The sequence below is a fragment of the Shewanella sp. K8 genome (assembly GCF_028823715.1).
Taxonomy (GTDB): domain Bacteria; phylum Pseudomonadota; class Gammaproteobacteria; order Enterobacterales; family Shewanellaceae; genus Shewanella; species Shewanella algae.
Genome location: NZ_JAPEHY010000022.1, coordinates 1 through 19,155 on the forward strand (window position 1 = coordinate 1; position 19,155 = coordinate 19,155).

The 19,155-nt window shown below is 52.4% G+C and carries 15 protein-coding genes and 3 tRNA genes; 15 read left to right on the forward strand and 3 right to left on the reverse strand.

The window, feature by feature from the left end:
- Positions 1-89 precede the first annotated feature (89 nt).
- Both ON072_RS12780 and ON072_RS12785 read left to right on the forward strand, forming a co-directional pair.
- Positions 90-174 (forward strand) — tRNA-Tyr (locus ON072_RS12780).
- Positions 175-355: 181 nt separating this feature from the next.
- Entirely contained in the window at positions 356-1,420 is a 1,065-nt protein-coding gene (locus tag ON072_RS12785) for a PLP-dependent cysteine synthase family protein (RefSeq protein ID WP_071476208.1), read from the forward strand.
- 62 nt (positions 1,421-1,482) lie between these two features.
- Here the strand turns inward: ON072_RS12785 and queE are convergent, their stop codons facing one another.
- On the reverse strand, positions 1,483-2,151 hold the full coding sequence (gene queE, locus ON072_RS12790) for a 7-carboxy-7-deazaguanine synthase QueE (protein WP_144224286.1): 669 nt from the start codon (positions 2,149-2,151) through the stop codon (positions 1,483-1,485).
- A gap of 180 nt (positions 2,152-2,331) precedes the next feature.
- Between queE and queC the strand changes: the two genes are divergently transcribed.
- Both queC and rrtA read left to right on the forward strand, forming a co-directional pair.
- Complete coding sequence (queC, locus tag ON072_RS12795; protein WP_144224288.1) at positions 2,332-3,084, forward strand: 7-cyano-7-deazaguanine synthase QueC; 753 nt, start codon at positions 2,332-2,334, stop codon at positions 3,082-3,084.
- A gap of 29 nt (positions 3,085-3,113) precedes the next feature.
- The gene (rrtA, locus tag ON072_RS12800; RefSeq protein ID WP_245003265.1) at positions 3,114-3,656 is read left to right on the forward strand and encodes a rhombosortase; all 543 of its coding nucleotides are present in this window, start codon (positions 3,114-3,116) and stop codon (positions 3,654-3,656) included.
- Positions 3,657-3,816: 160 nt separating this feature from the next.
- Here rrtA and uvrB read toward each other — a convergent pair whose 3' ends face one another.
- Positions 3,817-5,829, reverse strand: coding sequence for an excinuclease ABC subunit UvrB (uvrB, locus tag ON072_RS12805; RefSeq protein ID WP_144224292.1), 2,013 nt, complete (start codon positions 5,827-5,829; stop codon positions 3,817-3,819).
- Between the two features lie 902 nt (positions 5,830-6,731).
- Here uvrB and ON072_RS12810 point away from each other — a divergent pair.
- The 11 genes from ON072_RS12810 to gloA all read left to right on the forward strand — a co-directional run bounded on the left by ON072_RS12810 (position 6,732) and on the right by gloA (position 16,545).
- Positions 6,732-6,837, forward strand: a tRNA-OTHER gene (locus tag ON072_RS12810).
- Between the two features lie 30 nt (positions 6,838-6,867).
- Positions 6,868-6,943 (forward strand) — tRNA-Asn (locus ON072_RS12815).
- A gap of 87 nt (positions 6,944-7,030) precedes the next feature.
- Entirely contained in the window at positions 7,031-8,935 is a 1,905-nt protein-coding gene (locus ON072_RS12820) for an EAL domain-containing protein (protein ID WP_144224295.1), read from the forward strand.
- Positions 8,936-9,050: 115 nt separating this feature from the next.
- Positions 9,051-9,629, forward strand: coding sequence for an electron transport complex subunit RsxA (gene rsxA, locus ON072_RS12825; RefSeq protein WP_025010232.1), 579 nt, complete (start codon positions 9,051-9,053; stop codon positions 9,627-9,629).
- A 4-nt stretch (positions 9,630-9,633) separates the two neighbouring features.
- Positions 9,634-10,203: an electron transport complex subunit RsxB gene (rsxB, locus tag ON072_RS12830; protein ID WP_025010231.1), complete on the forward strand. Its 570-nt coding sequence runs from the start codon at positions 9,634-9,636 to the stop codon at positions 10,201-10,203.
- Complete coding sequence (rsxC, locus tag ON072_RS12835; RefSeq protein WP_261752577.1) at positions 10,197-12,719, forward strand: electron transport complex subunit RsxC; 2,523 nt, start codon at positions 10,197-10,199, stop codon at positions 12,717-12,719. The genes rsxB and rsxC overlap by 7 nt, the downstream gene beginning before the upstream one ends.
- Position 12,720: 1 nt before the next feature.
- Positions 12,721-13,773 carry an electron transport complex subunit RsxD gene (rsxD, locus tag ON072_RS12840; RefSeq protein WP_044734576.1) on the forward strand — a complete coding sequence of 351 codons (1,053 nt, stop codon included), beginning with the start codon at positions 12,721-12,723 and terminating at the stop codon, positions 13,771-13,773.
- 30 nt (positions 13,774-13,803) lie between these two features.
- A complete protein-coding gene (gene rsxG / locus ON072_RS12845; protein WP_243888322.1) occupies positions 13,804-14,427 on the forward strand; it encodes an electron transport complex subunit RsxG in 624 nt (207 codons plus the stop codon).
- Entirely contained in the window at positions 14,424-15,119 is a 696-nt protein-coding gene (locus ON072_RS12850) for an electron transport complex subunit E (protein WP_025011615.1), read from the forward strand. The genes rsxG and ON072_RS12850 overlap by 4 nt, the downstream gene beginning before the upstream one ends.
- 9 nt (positions 15,120-15,128) lie before the next feature.
- Positions 15,129-15,770 (forward strand): endonuclease III, encoded by a 642-nt coding sequence (gene nth / locus ON072_RS12855; protein WP_025011616.1) that lies wholly within the window; start codon positions 15,129-15,131, stop codon positions 15,768-15,770.
- Between the two features lie 364 nt (positions 15,771-16,134).
- On the forward strand, positions 16,135-16,545 hold the full coding sequence (gloA, locus tag ON072_RS12860; protein ID WP_107352049.1) for a lactoylglutathione lyase: 411 nt from the start codon (positions 16,135-16,137) through the stop codon (positions 16,543-16,545).
- A 56-nt stretch (positions 16,546-16,601) separates the two neighbouring features.
- Here gloA and ON072_RS12865 read toward each other — a convergent pair whose 3' ends face one another.
- Entirely contained in the window at positions 16,602-19,154 is a 2,553-nt protein-coding gene (locus tag ON072_RS12865; protein WP_261752582.1) for a TonB-dependent receptor plug domain-containing protein, read from the reverse strand.
- Position 19,155: the final 1 nt, after the last annotated feature.

The following is a 19,155-nucleotide window of genomic DNA, read 5'->3' on the forward strand; positions in this document are numbered from 1 at the left end:
TGTAAATCTGACGGCTCCGCCTTCGAAGGTTCGAATCCTTCTCCCTCCACCATTTGCCTACAATTTAAAAGACACGAAAGTGAAATCGTGGAGGGGTTCCCGAGTGGCCAAAGGGATCAGACTGTAAATCTGACGGCTCCGCCTTCGAAGGTTCGAATCCTTCTCCCTCCACCATTTCTTTTATATTCCTTTAGTCAATCTTCCAAGCGTTTTACCTACACCCACTGCGTTTAATTCCATAACAATCAATTATCTAGCATGTGGCTGTACCTGAATACGCCTGAGTTTTCGCTATCCATTGTCATTACCTTTGGTTATGATTAAGACCATCCTGTTATAAGAAAGAAGAACAACAATGGCCGATCTCTGGGTAAACGAAGCAATTGCCAAAATCGAAGCCGATTTTCAGCGCAGTGCCGACACGCATTTGATAAAACTGGAACTGCCGGCGGTAGCCGGAGTGGATATCTATCTTAAAGACGAAAGCACCCATCCAACCGGAAGCCTCAAACACCGCTTGGCAAGATCACTGTTTCTGTACGCCTTGTGTAACGGCTGGATCAAACAGGATACTCCTGTCATTGAATCCTCATCCGGCAGCACCGCTGTCTCCGAGGCCTACTTTGCCCGCCTGCTGGGGCTACCCTTTATTGCGGTTATGCCGGCGTCCACCGCCCGCAAGAAGATACAGCAGATAGAGTTTTATGGCGGCCGTTGTCACTTTGTCAATCACTCCAGCGAAATCTACGCTGAGTCTGAGCGGCTGGCGCGGGAGCTGAATGGCCATTATATGGATCAGTTCACCTATGCCGAGCGTGCCACCGACTGGCGCGGCAACAATAACATTGCCAATGCCATTTTCGATCAGATGCAGCGCGAGCCCTTCCCTATTCCCGAGTGGATTGTGATGAGCCCGGGTACCGGCGGCACTTCGGCCACCATTGGCCGTTATATCCGCTATCAACAGCTTTGCACCAAGCTGTGTGTGGTCGACCCGGATAACTCAGTGTTCTATGACTATTTTCAACATAGAGATGCGACCATCACCTGCGAGCAAGGCAGCAAGATTGAAGGTATAGGCCGGCCCAGAGTTGAGCCCTCCTTTATCCCGGGGGTTGTCGACTCCATGTTGAAGATCCCCGATACCGCCTCTGTGGCGACAATCCATTGGCTGGAACAGATCATCGGCCGCAAGACCGGGGCCTCGACCGGCACCAACCTCTATGGCGCCCTGATGCTAGCGGCCGAAATGAAACGCGACAACCGCCAGGGCTCAATAGTGACCCTGATCTGCGATCCCGGTGAGCGCTATCTGGACACTTATTACAACCCCGAGTGGATAGCCGCCAACATAGGGGATATCAGCCAGTATCAAAACAAACTGAAGCTGTTTGAAACCACGGGTGAACTCTGCTGCTAACAACGCGCTTCAGATAACAAAAAGCCGCATCAATGCGGCTTTTTGTCGATTATCACTACGGATTAATCGATATCCAGATACTTGTGAGTCTGGATAGACAAACGCCAGTTGCGTTCGATACAGACTTTCATCGCCAGCGCCGTCGCCCGGCTCTTCTGACTGATGGGCTGCAGGCAGATAGCCTTGTCTTTGAGATCCAATCCCCGCAGCAGTTGATCCAGTTCCTCAATATGAGCCTCGGTCGCCACCGGATGCTTAATCTCATTTGCCCGCTCCAGCGCCTGACGCAGTACCGGCATCCCCCCCTTCATACCGACCTTGGGCGAGACTGTGACCCAGGTATCTGCGCTGCAATTCACCTCAAAGGAGCCACTGGTTTCAATTTGAGTGCGAAAGCCTGCGGCATTAAATGCTTCTGTCATTTCAGTGAGCGGATAGAGACAAGGCTCACCACCTGTGATCACTATATGCTTAGCATTGAATCCCTGCTGTTTGAACGCCTCCAGTAAAGACTTGGCATCATGCTCTGCCCAGCGACCGATACTGCCATCGGTGCGGATCACATCGGCAGGTTTCACCTGATTATGCTCAAGCTTGTCCCAGGTCTGGCGGGTATCACACCAAGGACACCCCACAGGGCACCCCTGCAAACGCACAAAAATGGCCGGAACGCCGGTAAACACACCTTCTCCCTGCAGGGTTTCAAAGACTTCGTTGACGGGGTAGTACATCGGGGTTCCTCATATTTGCCGGGGCGGCATTTATAGAGGAATTTGGCCCCAAGCGCAAGGATGAGCGAATTTTCCGTTTTTTACCCCGCCGGCGCTGACAGCCGGCCAAATTAGGGTAAACTGTGACAATTGAGTCATCCCTTTGAATAGACACTTATGTCTTCATCCAATCAATCGCTTATGTCATCAGAATCAAACGCACCGCAAACCCAAACCGCAGAGCCGCCCCGGAGCACTAAGCCAGCTATTTCCAAGGCGATAGTCGTTTTCAGCGGCGGTCAGGACTCCACCACCTGCCTTATTCAGGCCTTGGCTCAGTATGATGAAGTACATGCCATCACCTTCGACTATGGCCAGCGCCACAGCCAGGAGATTGAAGTTGCCAAACAACTGGCGCAAAAACTCGGCGCCGCCAGTCACAAGGTGCTGGATGTTACTCTGCTCAATGAGTTGGCCATCTCGGCCCTCACCCGCGACAATATCCCGGTGTCAAACGACTTGATGGACAATGGTCTGCCCAATACTTTTGTTCCCGGACGCAATATTCTGTTTCTGACCCTGGCGGGGATCTACGCCTATCAGATAGGCGCCGATGCCGTCATCACAGGTGTCTGCGAGACCGACTTCTCCGGCTACCCGGACTGCCGTAATGACTTTATCAAGGCGATGGAGTCTGCGCTGGTACAAGGCATGGACAGACAGCTGCGTTTGGTTACGCCACTCATGTGGCTCAACAAGGCCGAAACCTGGGCACTGGCAGATAAATACCAGCAACTGCCACTGGTAAGGGATGAAACCCTTACCTGCTATAACGGCATTCTTGGCAAAGGTTGTGGCACCTGCCCCGCCTGTTTATTGCGTCAAAAAGGATTGGATGAGTATCTGGCGAGCCCGGACAGCATCCAGGCTATACTGGCGGCCAAGACTGCGTGAAGCCGAGTTCCGCTTATTTTTCAGGCGCAGTGTTAACAGCCCTGGCACTGCTGCTGTATTCTCTGCCGCTCACTGAGCTGTTGGCATTTCGCCGCAGCGCCATAGAACAAGGTGAGCTGTGGCGGCTTGTCAGCGGCAATCTGCTGCACACCAACTTCTGGCATCTGCTGATGAACCTCGCCGGGTTTTGGGTGATCCTTTATCTGCATAAGGAACACTATAACGCCCTGGGCGTATTGATATTGACCCTGGCACTGTGTCTGTTTGAAGGTGTAGAGCTTTATCTTTGCTACCCAAAGCTTATGGGTTATGTGGGGCTAAGTGGCATACTGCACGGCCTGTTTGCCTTCGGCGCCCTGGCCGATATTCGCAGCGGTCGCAGTTCCGGTTACCTGCTGCTTGCTGGCGTTATCGCCAAGGTCGGCTGGGAGCAATGGCAAGGGGCGGCCGCTGAAGTCAGCGCACTGATTGGCGCCAGAGTCGCGGTTGAAGCGCATCTTGTTGGCCTGATTGGCGGTATCGCACTGTTTGGCTTGTGGCGACTGAGTGCTTATAAAGCGCCGAAACTTTGATGCCAAGCCTAAGCATTTAAATAGGGGTTTTTAAATTAGGCTTTTAAATCAAGCTTTTTAAAGTCGTTGACAGATGAACAGCATAAAGAACCCGGCTTTTGCCGGGTTCTTTGTCAATGGGGCGATTTTAGGGAAGGTGCGAACAAGCCCCATGTGTGCTTTAGGCCTTGATAAGCTCCTCTCTGAGCCTTGCCACTTCATCACGCAGCGCAGCGGCCTGCTCAAACTCCAGATCCCTGGCATGCTGGTGCATCTGTTTTTCCAGCCTGTCGATTTCATGCGCCAGATTGGCAGCGTCCACCTGATAAGCCGACTTGCGCTCCGCCACCTTGCGGGCACCCGGCTGGGGTGCTGCCGATGAGGGGGAATCTCCCACATCCATAACATCTGTGATCTTCTTCACCAAGCCCTTGGGCACTATGCCATTGGCCAGGTTGAAGGCGTGCTGTTTCTCGCGGCGACGATTGGTTTCATCCATGGCCTTTGCCATTGAAGGAGTCACCTTATCGGCGTAAAGGATCACCTTGCCGTTAATGTTACGGGCTGCGCGGCCTATGGTCTGAATAAGCGAGCGCTCGGAGCGCAGGAAGCCCTCTTTATCGGCGTCGAGTATGCACACCAGAGACACTTCCGGCATGTCCAGCCCTTCCCTGAGCAAGTTGATGCCGACCAGCACGTCGAATACCCCCTTACGTAAATCGCGAATGATCTCTACCCGCTCCACGGTATCCACGTCCGAGTGCAAATAACGCACCTTAACGCCGTGTTCATCGAGATATTCGGTGAGATCTTCCGCCATCCGCTTGGTCAGCGTGGTCACCAGCACACGTTCGTTGACGGCAATGCGCTTGTTGGCCTCAGACAGCAGATCATCCACTTGAATCGCCACCGGCCGCACTTCCAGCTCGGGATCCAACAAACCAGTAGGCCTGACCACTTGCTCTGCCACATCGCCGCCGCTGCGTTCAAGTTCATAACTGCCCGGTGTGGCCGACACATAAATCGTCTGCGGCATCAAGGACTCGAACTCTTCAAACTTGAGCGGTCTGTTATCCAGTGCCGATGGCAGGCGGAAACCGTACTCCACCAGAGTGGTTTTCCTCGAACGGTCGCCCTTGTACATGGCACCTATCTGCGGCACGGTTACATGGGACTCGTCGATGATCAGCAGACCATCCGGCGGCAGATAATCCAGCAAAGTCGGCGGCCCTTCTCCCGGTGCACGCCCGGAGAGATAACGGGAGTAGTTTTCGATACCGGAGCAATAACCCAGCTCTGTCATCATCTCCACATCGTACTGCACCCGCTCGCTGATCCTTTGTGCCTCAATCAGCTTATTGGCATCCAGTAACTGCTGACGGCGCTCTCTGAGCTCGGCCTTTATCTGCTCTGTGGCCGCCAATATTTTTTCTCTCGGGGTCACGTAGTGAGTCTTGGGGTAAACCGTGGCCCGGGCAATGCGTTTACGCACCTGACCGGTCAAGGGGTCGAACAGCGACAGCTGCTCTATCTCATCATCGAACAACTCGACCCGAATAGCATCCCGGTCCGATTCGGCCGGGAAGATATCTATTACCTCACCGCGCACCCTGAAGGTACCGCGCTGCAGTTCAATATCGTTGCGGCTATATTGCAACTCGCTGAGCCGCTGCAATATATCCCGCTGGCCCATGATGTCGCTCTGGCGCAGGTGCAGCAGCATCTTCATGTAAGAATCAGGGTCGCCAAGACCATAAATGGCTGAGACCGAGGCCACCAACACCACATCACGCCGCTCCAGCAAGGCCTTGGTGGCCGAGAGCCGCATCTGCTCGATATGAGCGTTGACCGAAGCATCCTTCTCAATAAAGGTGTTGGTCGAAGGCACATAGGCTTCCGGTTGGTAGTAGTCATAGTAGGAAACGAAGTATTCCACCGCGTTATGGGGGAAAAACTCTTTCATCTCACCGTAGAGTTGCGCCGCCAACGTTTTATTGGGCGCCATAATGATGGTTGGCCGCCCTTGATTGGCAATCACATTGGCAATGGTGAAAGTTTTTCCTGAGCCGGTAACCCCCAGCAAAGTTTGGTTGGCGAGCCCGGATTCCAGGCCATCAACCAGTTTGGCAATGGCGGTGGGCTGATCTCCAGCAGGAGAATACTGAGACTCCAAACGAAACGGCGTAGCTGACACTTTAATGCTCCTTCGGTTAAGCCTTTCATTTTACTCATTGGGCCGAATTACGCCAAGCCAAAAGCCGCATTACTCCTGCCAACATGATGTCAGCAGCAGCTTGTGCTGAAACTCAGCAACGAGACGGCAGATGTGGCGGCCAAATATAAAAAATCCATCCGAATGAATCACTGAGATGGATTTAATGCACAAGGATTGGCAGATACTTCCTTACAGCTTTGTTACAAAAATCACCAAGCAAACCAAAGCGGCTTGACTTTTATATCTTGCTGTTTTTGTTATGTTTATATTTTAGCCTCCCAAATTGACCATTTTAAGTTCAATGCTGATGCCACAAGGGTTTGCAGCCCATAAAGCGGGGAAGCTCACAGGTTTATCCACAGATTTAGTGGATAAGTCAGTGTAACCCTTTAGCCATGGGGGCTTGAGGCATCCAGTTCCATTTATCCTACCCTGGTGGGTATTTTGTAATAAAAGAACATATGAAAGTGTGGTACTCACAAAGCGGATTAAGCTGCACCAAAAATGAACACAAAATGATTGTGCTGCCCTTTTTTGAGCGGTGTTCTATCTTGCTTGAAGCGCTCAGTTTGATGCCCCTTTCATAATCCCCCATGATATTTATCTATGGCATGGCAGCTCAATCGCTAGAAAAGGGCTCATTAAGGTCGATATCCTTGTTGCAAATGGCAAGAGGTCTGAGTCAAACGCCTGGCACATAAGTGTTTAGCCGTTATTTTTTAAGCAAAAAATATCCATAAAGCAGTTTTATCCATCACTGTGAGCATTAGATAAGCAATTAACAGCTTAATGACACTTTTTTTGGGGATGCGAGTTGACTCCACCCACAGAGCGATTTACTATGCGCTCCGTTCTCAGCGAGACAAGCGAGAAATTGCGATTCCCCTGTAGTTCAGTCGGTAGAACGGCGGACTGTTAATCCGTATGTCACTGGTCGGCGGACTGTTAATCCGTATGTCACTGGTTCAAGTCCAGTCAGGGGAGCCACTTCGATTTTCGCTCAGCATCATATTCTATTCCCCTGTAGTTCAGTTGGTAGAACGGCGGACTGTTAATCCGTATGTCACTGGTTCGAGTCCAGTCAGGGGAGCCACCTCACCTCTTTCTGCGTTTTGTATTTATAACAAATACGTATACAATTTCGACAATCGTCTCGACATTGGTCTGAACTCAGATAAAGATGGGCATTTCGCGCTTTTTTCAACTGTTACTATTATTGGGGTTTCTGGCTACCGGCATGGTGCTGCTACAGCAGGAGCGGCAGATTCTGGAGCAGGAAGGTAATGCCCTGTTGCAGCGATTACAACAAGCGCAGGAGCAAGCCCAGGACGCAGATGATGCCGCAATCCTTTACCGGCAGCTGCAGGACACTGCGCCGCTGCAGTTTTTCCAATATACAGATGACGCCGACGGCCAAAATAATCTTACCAGAGGCAGTTTCCTGCCTGAGATGAACTGGCAATATTATTTGTTGCCGTTGCAACTCGAATCCCAATACCGCTCCGCTTCCGGGCGGGTTTTACTTAAGCCCGACCTCAGCCCTCTTAGAGATCAAGGGATCCATACACTCTGGCTAGCAGGATTACGCTTACTGCCTCTTTATCTGGCCCTGGCGTTAATCTTTGCCTTGATGATGGGCCGTCATAAACGCGTCCTCAAATATGCGGCAGAGTATTTAACCAAGATGTCCCAAGGCCAGTTTGATTCTCTGGCACAGAGCCGCTTTCGGGGTGAACTCAAGCCCTTGGGGCAAGCATTGGAGCAAAGTCGGCAGCTGTTCAAGCAGCAGTTTGACAAACTTGAGTCGGAAAACCTGGCACTGAAGAAGCTCGCCTATGAAGATCCGGTAACCGGCTTTGGCACCCGCCAGCACTTCACCGAAAAACTGCAGCAACTGTCTCTTTCCGGCAAATCACAAATTGGAGTGTTAATCCTGGTAAAAGCCACTGAGCTTGGTCATATCAATCAACTGCACGGCCGTCAGGGCGGCGATGACTATCTTGCCCGTGTCGCGGTTTGCATTCGCCGGGCACTCCAGGGCTACAAAAATAGCGAAAGCTTTCGTATTGCCAGTACTGACTTTGCCATCTTTATCCCCTCAATTGTGCTGAAAGACGCGCAAACCTTTGCCACCCAGCTCAAGCGTGAGCTGGAAGAGTATCAAGCAGAACTGCAAACAGACTCCATTGCCCATACAGGTATAGTGGCCTACGCCAGCGACAAAGATCCCATGGGTATTCTCGCCATGGCCGATACCGCCGCCAACGTCGCGCAAACCTTGGGCCCTAATGCGGTGCAGTTCCAGGATAAGAATATGCTGGATGAAAAACTCGGGGATAACCGCTGGAAACTGGCCATTGAAGACTTGTTGAAGCGCCGGGCGCTCAAGTTTTACCAACAACCCATTCAACCCTGTCGCAGCGAGGTAGATGGTTATCGAGAGCTGCTGGCACGCTTTTACAACAGTGAAGGCAAGTTTCTACCTACAGCCACGGTGATCGCCATGGCCGAACGTCACGGCATGAGTCAGGAACTGGATAAACTGGTACTGCTCAGCGCCTTGAAACTACTGCAGAGCCTGCCAAACCTCAGCGGTAATATCGGTGTCAATCTGAGCCCGGGTTCAGCCTCCAAAGAAAACTTTATAGCCTGGGCCCGAGATCTGCTCTCCAAACACCCGAGATTGGCCTCAAGGCTGGTGTTTGAGATCAATGAAGCAGGTATGCAGGGCAATCTGGCCGCCAGTCACAAGTTCGTTCGCGCCATGCACAGCGTCGGCTGCAGGGTATCGGTAGAACGCTTCGGCATGGGCTTTACCTCATTCAAATTCTTCCGAGAGGTGCGCCCCGACTATATCAAACTGGATCCCAGCTATACCCAGGCCATAGATGAAGACACCAATAACCAGTTCTTTGTCCGTATGTTGGTCGATGTGGCCCGTCGCAGTGGTGTCAGGGTGATAGCCTGCGGCATCGAGCGTCAGGAAGAGAAGATGGTGGTGGAGAAATTGCTGGTCGATGGCATGCAGGGCTTCTACATCGCCAAGCCACAACAGTTGGATCCCGCCGAAATGAACAGAAATTAATGCCATTTATGGCCAAATACGGGCGCAAAGAAGGTAAACCCTGCTTTCTATATGTTGTTTATGACCACTGAAACACTGATAATAACCGCTAAGAAATCACAACGCCTGTAATGAGATGAGTGAGTATCTCCTGTTGTTGATTGGCACTGTGCTGGTCAACAATTTTGTATTAGTGAAATTCCTTGGCTTATGCCCGTTTATGGGGGTGTCCAGCAAGCTGGAATCTGCCATAGGTATGTCCATGGCAACCACCTTTGTCATGACCTTGGCAGCCATTCTCAGCTATCTGGTCAACCAGTATCTGCTGCTGCCATTCGATCTGGGCTACCTGCGCACCATGAGCTTTATTCTGGTTATCGCCGTGGTGGTACAGTTCACCGAAATGGTGGTACAGAAAACCAGTGCGACTCTGCATAGGGCGCTGGGGATCTACCTGCCGCTTATCACCACCAACTGTGCCGTGTTGGGTGTAGCCCTGCTGAACATCAATGAAAACCACGATTTTATGCAGAGTGCCATCTATGGTTTTGGCGCTGCCGCCGGGTTTTCACTGGTGCTTATCCTGTTTTCGGCGATGCGCGAACGTCTGGCAGCGGCCGATGTCCCAGCGCCTTTCAAAGGCAGTGCCATCGCCATGATCACCGCCGGCCTGATGTCGCTGGCCTTCATGGGCTTTACCGGTTTAGTCAAATAGAGTTATGTCTTCCATGCTAATTGCAGTCATTTTATTGTCTCTGCTGGCGCTGGTATTCGGCGTTTTACTCGGCTTCGCTGCCGAGAAGTTTAAAGTTCAGGGCAATCCGATAGTGGATCAGGTCGAAGCCCTGTTGCCACAAACCCAGTGTGGTCAATGCGGCTACCCTGGTTGCCGCCCCTATGCCGAGGCCATAGCCAACGGCGAGAAGATCAATCGCTGCCCTCCGGGCGGTACCGCCACTATGGAGAAACTGGCCGATCTTATGGGGGTCGATCCCGAGCCTCTCGATGCCAGTGTTGAAACCCAGGTCAAAAAGGTCGCCTACATTCGTGAAGAGGAATGTATCGGCTGTACCAAGTGTATTCAGGCCTGTCCGGTAGACGCCATTATAGGAACGGGCAAGCTGATGCACACAGTCCTGACCAGCAACTGCACCGGCTGCGATCTCTGTGTTGAACCCTGCCCTGTGGATTGTATCGATATGATCCCGGTGAAACAGGATCTGAAAACCTGGGACTGGCAGCTTAACGCAATTCCAGTGAAGTTGGTGGAAGAGGACAAGCCGTGCTGACATTACTCGAACAGTTGGATAAAGGAACTCAGTGGCGCCTGACCGGCGGAATTCATCCGCCGCAGATGAAAGACCTCTCCAATGGCAGCCCTATTGGGCGTCTACCGCTTGCCAGTGAATTCTTATTGCCCGTACCTCAGGTTGGTGACAGCGCCGTGCTCGAAGTCAAAGTTGGCGACAGAGTGCTCAAGGGCCAAGCGCTGACCCTCGGACTGAGCGCCATGTATCTGGCGGTGCATGCCCCAACCTCAGGCATAATTCGCGCCATAGAGCAAAGACCCAGCAACCACCCTTCAGCCCTGCCGGTATTGACCTGTGTGCTGGAAGCCGATGGCCAGGATCAAGCCATAGATTTTGATCAGCAAGACATCGCAGCATTGAGCCGCGAGCAGATCCTCAGCCGCATTCGCCAGGCCGGGATAGCCGGATTGGGCGGCGCCATGTTTCCGGCTCACATCAAACTCAACCCCGCCAGTGAGATTGAACTGCTGTTGATCAACGGCGTGGAATGCGAGCCTTATATCAGCGCCGATGACAGATTGATGCGCGAACACGCCAGGGAAATTCTGGATGGTATTGAAATTGTTCACGGGCTGCTAAATCCCAAACGGGTAATTATCGCCATTGAGGATAACAAGCCCGAAGCCGTACAGGCAATGCAGCAGGCGCTTGATAGCTGCCACCTGCCCAAGGGAAGTATCAGGATCACTGTGATCCCGACCAAATACCCTTCCGGCGGTGAAAAGCAGCTGATCCAGATCATTACCGGGCAGGAAGTGCCTTCCGGCGCCATTCCGGCGCAACTTGGGATAGTAGTGCACAACGTAGGCACCGCCTTCGCCATTCGTGAAGCCGTTTGCCTGGGTAAGCCTCTCATAGAGCGGGTCGTCACAGTGACCGGCGGCAATATTCCAAAGCCGGGTAATTACTGGGTGCCACTGGGCACGCCCATAGCCCATATACTTGAGCAAAGTGGCTTCACCCCCAGCGGTCAGGATACCGTCATCATAGGCGGCCCCATGATGGGCCACACCTTACCCCTTATTAAGGTGCCGCTGCTCAAAGGCAGTAACTGTATTCTGGTGCCATCTGCCAGCGAGATCAGCCCTCCAGCCGAGGAGAAGGCCTGCATTCGCTGCGGTGAATGTGCTCAGGTGTGCCCGGCATCTCTATTGCCCCAGCAACTCTACTGGCACAGTAAAGCCGAGGAATATGACAAGGCCAGCGCCTACAACCTCAGAGACTGCATCGAATGTGGCTGCTGTAGTTATGTTTGTCCATCGGATATTCCTCTGGTGGAGTATTACCGAGTTGCCAAGGCGGCCATTAAGCGTAATCACGAAGAGAAACAGCTGGCCGAGCAGGCCAAGCAAAGATTCGATGCCAGGCTCAAACGGCTGGAGGCCGAGAAACAGGCCCGGGAAGCCAAAGCCAAGGCCGCAGCCGATAAGCGCCGCGCCGCCATGGGCAGTGGTGAGAAAGACGCCGTTGCCGAAGCCATGGCCAGGATCAAGGCGAAAAAAGCCGCAGAAGCCTCTGTGGTGGCCACCGAAAGCCCGGTAGAAAAAGCCGTGGAAACTGACTCGGCAGTTATCCAGCCAAAGGCGGACAAGAGAAAGAGCGATGTCGCGGCAGCGATTGCCAGGGCCAAGGCCAAAAAGGCCGCTGCACAAGGCACTGTTCCTGCTGAAGAAGTTGCTGATGCGACTACAGATAATGCAGCTGAAGGCACAACACCTAGCTCGGACAAGAAAGCTCAGGTCGCAGCCGCTATCGCCCGCGCCAAGGCGAAAAAGGCCGCTGCAGCCTCAGGGCAGGCCGAAACTGGCACTTGCGAAACTCAAGATGCACAGGCCAGCAGCACTCAAGCGACAGCCTCCGAAGCAAGCCAAACCGTAAGCGATGATAGCAAGCAGGCTCGTATCGCGGCAGCGGTTGCCAAAGCCAAGGCCAAGAAAGCCGCGACTGCATCTGAGTCAACTCCAGCAACGGATTTCGACGGAGGATCAGCGCAAGCCGCCGAAGTAAACCAAGTCGCAAGCCAAGCAGCAAAACAAGCCACAAGCGATGATAGCAAGCAGGCTCGTATCGCGGCGGCGGTTGCCAAAGCCAAGGCCAAGAAAGCCGCGGCGGCGTCTGAGTCAGCGAAATCAATTGCGGCCGATGATAATGGTGGGGAACAAGCGCAAGGTGCCGAAGTAAACCAAGTCGCAAGCCAAGCAGCAAAACAAACCGCAGGCGATGATAGCAAGCAGGCTCGTATCGCGGCAGCGGTTGCCAAAGCCAAGGCCAAGAAAGCCGCGGCGGCAAGTGAACAACCACAGGACAAAGGCGCGGCAAATACGCCTGTTTCGGCTGAAAGTCGGCCTCCAAGCGAGTCGACAACCGCTACCGAGCCCTCGTCCGCTGGTAGTACCCCGTCTGATGACAGTAAACAGGCGCGTATTGCCAGGGCAGTAGCCAAAGCCAAACAAAAGGCCAAAGAGAAGGCGCTCAGCGCACAGGAGAAAGATTGATATGGCGTTTAAAATAGCCTCCTCCCCCCATGTCAGCCGGCCGCTGCAAACCAGCACTGTGATGCAAAGGGTGCTGCTCTGCGCCCTGCCCGGCCTGGTAGTGCAGTGTGTATTTTTTGGTTGGGGCAGCCTTATTCAGGTACTGCTGGCTGTGACGGTCGCTTTGATTTCAGAGGCCGCCATCCTCAAGTTGCGTAAGCGCAAGGTACTTTCGACTTTGTCGGATAACAGCGCGGCTCTGACAGCAGTTCTTATCGGTATTGCCGTACCGCCACTCGCCCCTTGGTGGATGGTGGTGATAGGTACAAGTTTTGCCATCATCATGGTCAAACAGCTGTATGGCGGTTTGGGAAACAACCTGTTCAATCCGGCCATGGCCGCCTATGTACTGCTGTTGGTGGCCTTCCCGGTACAAATGACCAGTTGGGTCGCACCGGCGACTGTTGCCCAGCACTCTCCGGATTTTCTCACCAGTTTGCAGGTGATTTTCGGCGCCAGCCAAGGCAGCGTTGCCGAGTACTTCCAGCTCGGTATCGATGGCGTCACCATGGCGACACCACTCGATACGCTGAAAACGGATCTATCTATGGGAATGACCACTACCGAGAGCCTGCAAAAACCAATTTTTGCCGGCACTATCAACAGTGGCTGGTTTTGGGTCAACCTGGCCTACCTGTGCGGTGGTCTGGCGCTGTTGAAGATGAAGCTTATCCGCTGGCATATCAGTGTCGGTGTACTGGCCTCGCTGTTTATCTGCAGCGGCTTTGCCTATGCGCTTGGGCCAGATACCCATGTCAGCCCGCTTATTCACCTGTTCAGTGGCGCCACCATGCTGGCGGCTTTCTTTATCGCCACGGATCCTGTAACCGCGCCGGCCAGCAATCAGGGCCGATTTATCTTCGGCGCCCTTATCGGCCTGGTGGTGTACCTTATTAGAAGCTTTGGGGGTTACCCTGACGCCTTTGCTTTTGCGGTGTTGCTGGCCAACCTGTGCGCCCCTTTGATCGACTACTATGTCAAACCCCGAGCCTATGGCCATCGCGCCGGACATTGATAGCAAGAGAGATAGACAGTGCAAAAATCCATGTTGAAAAATGGTCTGCTTTTGGGCCTGTTTGCCCTGATATGCACCGCGGTGGTGGCGGTTGTCAATGACAGTACCCGAGATGCGATCCTGGCGCAGCAAAAGTTGGAACTCAGGCGCACCCTGGAGCAGATCATTCCCAATGAACTGCACGACAATCCGCTCGAGGAAAGCTGCATTCTATTGCAGGATAAAGACGCCCTGGGCACAACTCAGCCCATGCCGGCTTATATCGCCACCCAAGATGCCGAGCCGGTCGCTATTGCCATCGAAACCATAGCGCCGGATGGCTACAATGGTGAAATACGCTTGATCATAGGTATCAAGACAGATGGCACTGTGCTTGGTGTTCGCACTCTGTCGCATCAGGAAACCCCAGGGCTGGGTGACAAGATTGAGCGCAAGAAATCTGATTGGGTGGACAGATTTATCGGCAAAAAGCTTCAAGGCAGTGATGACAAGGCCTGGTATGTGAAAAAAGACGGCGGTGAAATCGACCAGTTTACCGGGGCGACCATTACCCCCAGGGCCTACGTCAAGTCGATGAGAAACACCCTGGCCTTCTTTGAAGCCAATAAGAAGACCATTTTTTCCCAATCACAGACATGTGAGGCAAGCCAATGAGTTTATATCGCGATATCGCCTGGCAAGGCTTGTGGAAAAATAACCCCGGACTGGTGCAGATGTTGGGACTCTGTCCTCTGCTGGCAGTGACCTCCACCTTTACCAACGCCTTGGGGCTTGGGCTCGCAACTGCGCTGGTGTTGATAGGTTCCAACACCACAGTATCCCTGGTACGCAATTTTGTGCCCAAAGAGATCCGCATTCCCGTATTCGTAATGATTATTGCCGCACTGGTGACTGCCGTACAATTGCTGGTTAACGCATACGCCTATGGCCTATACGTTTCGCTCGGTATTTTCCTGCCACTCATAGTGACCAACTGTGTCATCATAGGCCGCGCCGAAGCCTTTGCCTCACGCAACTCACCAATGAGCGCCGCCTTTGATGGCTTAATGATGGGTATTGGCTTTACCTTGGTATTGATGGTGCTCGGCGGAGGCAGGGAAATACTGGGGCAAGGTACCCTATTTGACGGTGCAGAGCAGCTGCTGGGACCTTGGGCTGCGAGCCTGCGCATTGAAGTCTGGCAAGTAGACACTCCCTTCCTACTGGCAATGTTACCGCCCGGCGCCTTTTTGGGAATGGGTTTGCTGATTGCGCTGAAAAACGTGATCGACAAGAAACTCGCTGAGCGCCAACCCAGAGTGCAAACTGCCCCTGTGGAGCGCGCCAGGATCACCAAAGTCAACTGAGGTTATTGAGTGAACAAAGACAAGAGACGGGCGATACTCGAACGCCTGCGGGACAACAATCCTCATCCCCAGACAGAGCTGAATTATTCCAGCCCTTTTGAATTACTGGTTGCGGTAACGCTCTCGGCGCAGGCAACAGATGTCAGTGTCAACAAGGCCACTGACAAGCTGTTTCCGGTGGCCAATACCCCACAGGCGATTGCCGATCTCGGGGTTGAAGGGCTGAAGGAATATATCAAGACCATAGGGCTTTATAACAATAAGGCCATCAATGTGGTGGCACTGTCCAAGATCCTTGTAGAGAAGTACAACGGCGAAGTCCCCGAAAACCGCGAGGCGCTGGAGTCACTACCTGGGGTTGGTCGCAAGACCGCCAATGTGGTGCTCAACACCGCCTTTGGTTGGCCAACCATAGCCGTGGACACCCATATATTCCGGGTCAGCAACCGCACACGCTTTGCGCCGGGGAAAAATGTGCAGGAAGTGGAAGATAAACTGCTCAAAGTGGTGCCAGCCGAGTTCAAAGTTGACGTTCACCACTGGCTTATTCTTCACGGGCGCTATACCTGCATCGCCAGAAAGCCCCGCTGCGGCAGTTGTTTGATTGAAGATCTGTGTGAATTCAAAGAAAAAATCTATCCGGAAGATTAATCCAGAAACGACAATGCCGCCCTAAGGCGGCATTGGCTTACATATTCTTGCTCAGCGCCAATCAAAAAATCTGTACAATCATAGCGGCGAAAACGATTGCAATTACCAAGGTAGATCCAATAGCCATTTTCAATTCTGTAGTCATGCTTGTCTCCTGCATCCAGCTAAGATAGGGTTGACACCATTATTAATGAAGCAGACACAAATACCATGTTTATTTCATGGATTTGTGAACTGGCTATCAAGTTAACGGCGGCCGGAACCACTCTATTTGGGAGTGATTCCCATCTCCCCGGATCTCGCTTGATCATCCACGCTACGGAAGCTCAACTGGGTTTCCGTTATAGAACCAAAAGAGGTAGCAATGTCACAAGTTCTCCATACCATGCTCAGGGTCGGTAACCTTGAACGCAGCATCCACTTCTACACAGAAATCATGGGAATGAAGCTGCTGCGTCAATCAGAAAACCCTGAATATAAATATACCCTCGCCTTCGTCGGCTACGGCGAAGAATCAACCGGCCAGGCAGTCATAGAGCTCACCTACAACTGGGGAACAGAGCAATATGATATGGGTAATGCCTTTGGTCATATTGCCATAGGCGAAGAAGATATCTACGCCCGCTGTGACGCCATCAGCGCCGCCGGTGGCAAGGTTATCCGTGCCCCTGGCCCTGTTGCCGGCGGAACCACTGAAATCGCTTTTGTTGAAGATCCTGACGGTTACAAAATCGAGCTCATTCAAATGAGCTCGGCTGAGCACGGCTTGGGTTAAACCATCAGACATTAAAAAAGCGCCTGAAGGCGCTTTTTTTCATTCCATGATATGGCTTAGAACTTGTAAGTCACACCACCGTAGATTTGACGACCGATAGTGTCATAGACTTCAGGTACCGTACCCGCATCACTACCATTGGACACAAATGAAGGTTCTTCATCAGTTAAGTTCTTAACACCCAGTGAAGCTGTGAAGCCATCCGTGAAGTGATAAGTACCGACAATGTTGTGGTACATTACAGCATCAGCCTTTGCAACTGCAGTGAACGGTTTATCATTCTGATCGTAATCAGTATAGATATCATCCATCTTACCTATATAACGGTTGTAATACATCAAACTCCAATCGCCACGACTTGCCTGAATACTGAAGTTGTTACGAACTTCTGCATAAGCGCCAAAGTTACCATCGATAGTACCGTCATAGGCAACGCCATCTTGCTCAAACTCCAGCAGATAGGTCAGGTCATTGTTGATCTTCCAATCCAGCCCCAGACCTTCAAAGCTGTAAGCCAGGTTGAAATCGATACCACTGGTATTCTGGCTACCCACGTTGGTCAGAGGGTTGGTGAAGTTGGACAGATCGCCATCCATAGTGATCTTGAAGGTATCGCAAGCAACTTGGTTTTTGGCATGACAGTCATTCAAGCCTTTCTGGGCATCCAGACGGGTAATGGCATTGCTCACCCGGAAGCGCCAGTAGTCCAGTGTCAGAGACATGCCATCGATAAAGCGTGGCGAGTAAACCAGACCGGCAGTGTAAGACTCAGACTCTTCCGGTTTCAGACCCGTATCTGAGGTGTAGTTAACCAGGATCTGTGGATCTTGTTCATTACCCCATGGATCATCCAGATAGTCATAAGACCCTGTGTTACCACCGTAGAGTTCGCTGACGTTTGGCGCCCGGAAACCGGTAGCCGCCACGGCGCGCAGCATCAAATCATCTGTGGCTTCATAGGTCAGACCTATCTTCCAGGTCGTTGCCTTGCCGAAAGTTGAGTAGTCATCGAAACGCAGGGCAAATTCACCGGTCAGTTTTTCAGTGAAAGGTACACTGACTTCCTGATAGATAGAGATAACGTCGTAATTACCATCAGTTGGGTCTTGCTGGGCGGCAGTACCTTCACCGGCAACAATCACAGGATCAGGGTTGTAATAACCGCTGTCGTAACGGTATTCGGCACCGATAGCGAAGCTGACAGGACCGGCACTCAGATCAAACAGCTCACCACTCAATACGCCGGCAACAACGTGTTGTTCATTACCACCATCATTGCGCTCGGTGAAGCCGATGTCATTGATGATCTCTTGAGTCAGCGGGGCACCACTGAGCCAGGCATCCAGATTGTTATAGACGGACTCTTCCATCTTTTTGGCATTGATGGAGTTTTCAACCCAGGTATCGGCCTTGTTTTTGCCATAAGTGTAGGAAAGATCCCAAGTCATACCTGTGTTGACATCGAGTGTGCCCTGCAGGCCAATAGAGGCGCGCAGAGTATCGATGTCCTGGTTGTAGATACGAGCGCCCACATCATTGGTACGGCGACGGTAGTTAACACGGCCGGTTTTATCGGCCTTGATGCCGGCGTCCAGCATGGACTGATCCAGGGTGATACAACGGTCAGGATCTATCCCTGTTTGGCCACAAACACCCAGCATAATATCGGCAGGCTGAGCGGCCATTTGCTGATCTGACTTACGCTTGGTGTACAGAATATCACCTGTCAGTACCAATTCATTGCCCAGCTCCTGGATCATGTTGGCAAACAGACTATAGCGTTTACTAGGCGTCTGGAACCAGCTGTCTTGGGTATAGTCGTAACCTGTGCTGCGCTCAACCCAGTTGCCGTTGGCATCTTTAACCATACCAGCCAGAGAGCCGGTTGGAATGAAGGAACTGGCACCTGGCTCGGTCCAGTCACGGTCGCCCTGAATAACACCGCGACGGTCAGAGTAAGCCGCACCAAAGGTATAGTTACCGCCGTTGTCTGTGTTGAAACCGTACAGCAGGCTCAGTTCGCCGTTTTCACCGTCGCCCTTATCGGTTCCGCTGCCGTTGAAATCCAGCTGGAAGCCTTCAAAATCTTTCTTGGTGATGATGTTGACCACACCGGCAATAGCATCTGAGCCGTATACCGCCGAGGCGCCATCCTTAAGAATCTCTACCCGGGCAATCATCGCTACTGGGATTGAGTTCAAGTCCACTGCACTGTCTGCACCTGAGCCTGAGTTCACCATACGGCGGCCATTGAGCAGTACCAGAGTACGTTCAGCACCCATACCACGCAGATCAACCTGAGCCGCGCCATTGGCACCATTGTTGGTGGTTGAACCTACAGCCGCACCGGCCATAGAGGTCTGAGCCTGCAGCAGTTGGTCAACAGAAGTGAAGCCTTCTGCACGAATAGCATCAGCACTGATCACTGTCACTGGAGAAGCGGTTTCCATATCCTGACGCTGGATACGTGAACCTGTTACTTCGATACGTTCTACCTTGGCACCGTCTTCTGCGGCGTAAGCCACCTGAGACACAGATGCAGCTCCCGTTGAAACCGCAGCAAACAGAGCCAGTCTGACTGCGCCAGTCAGCTTATTGGTTCTTGTCATT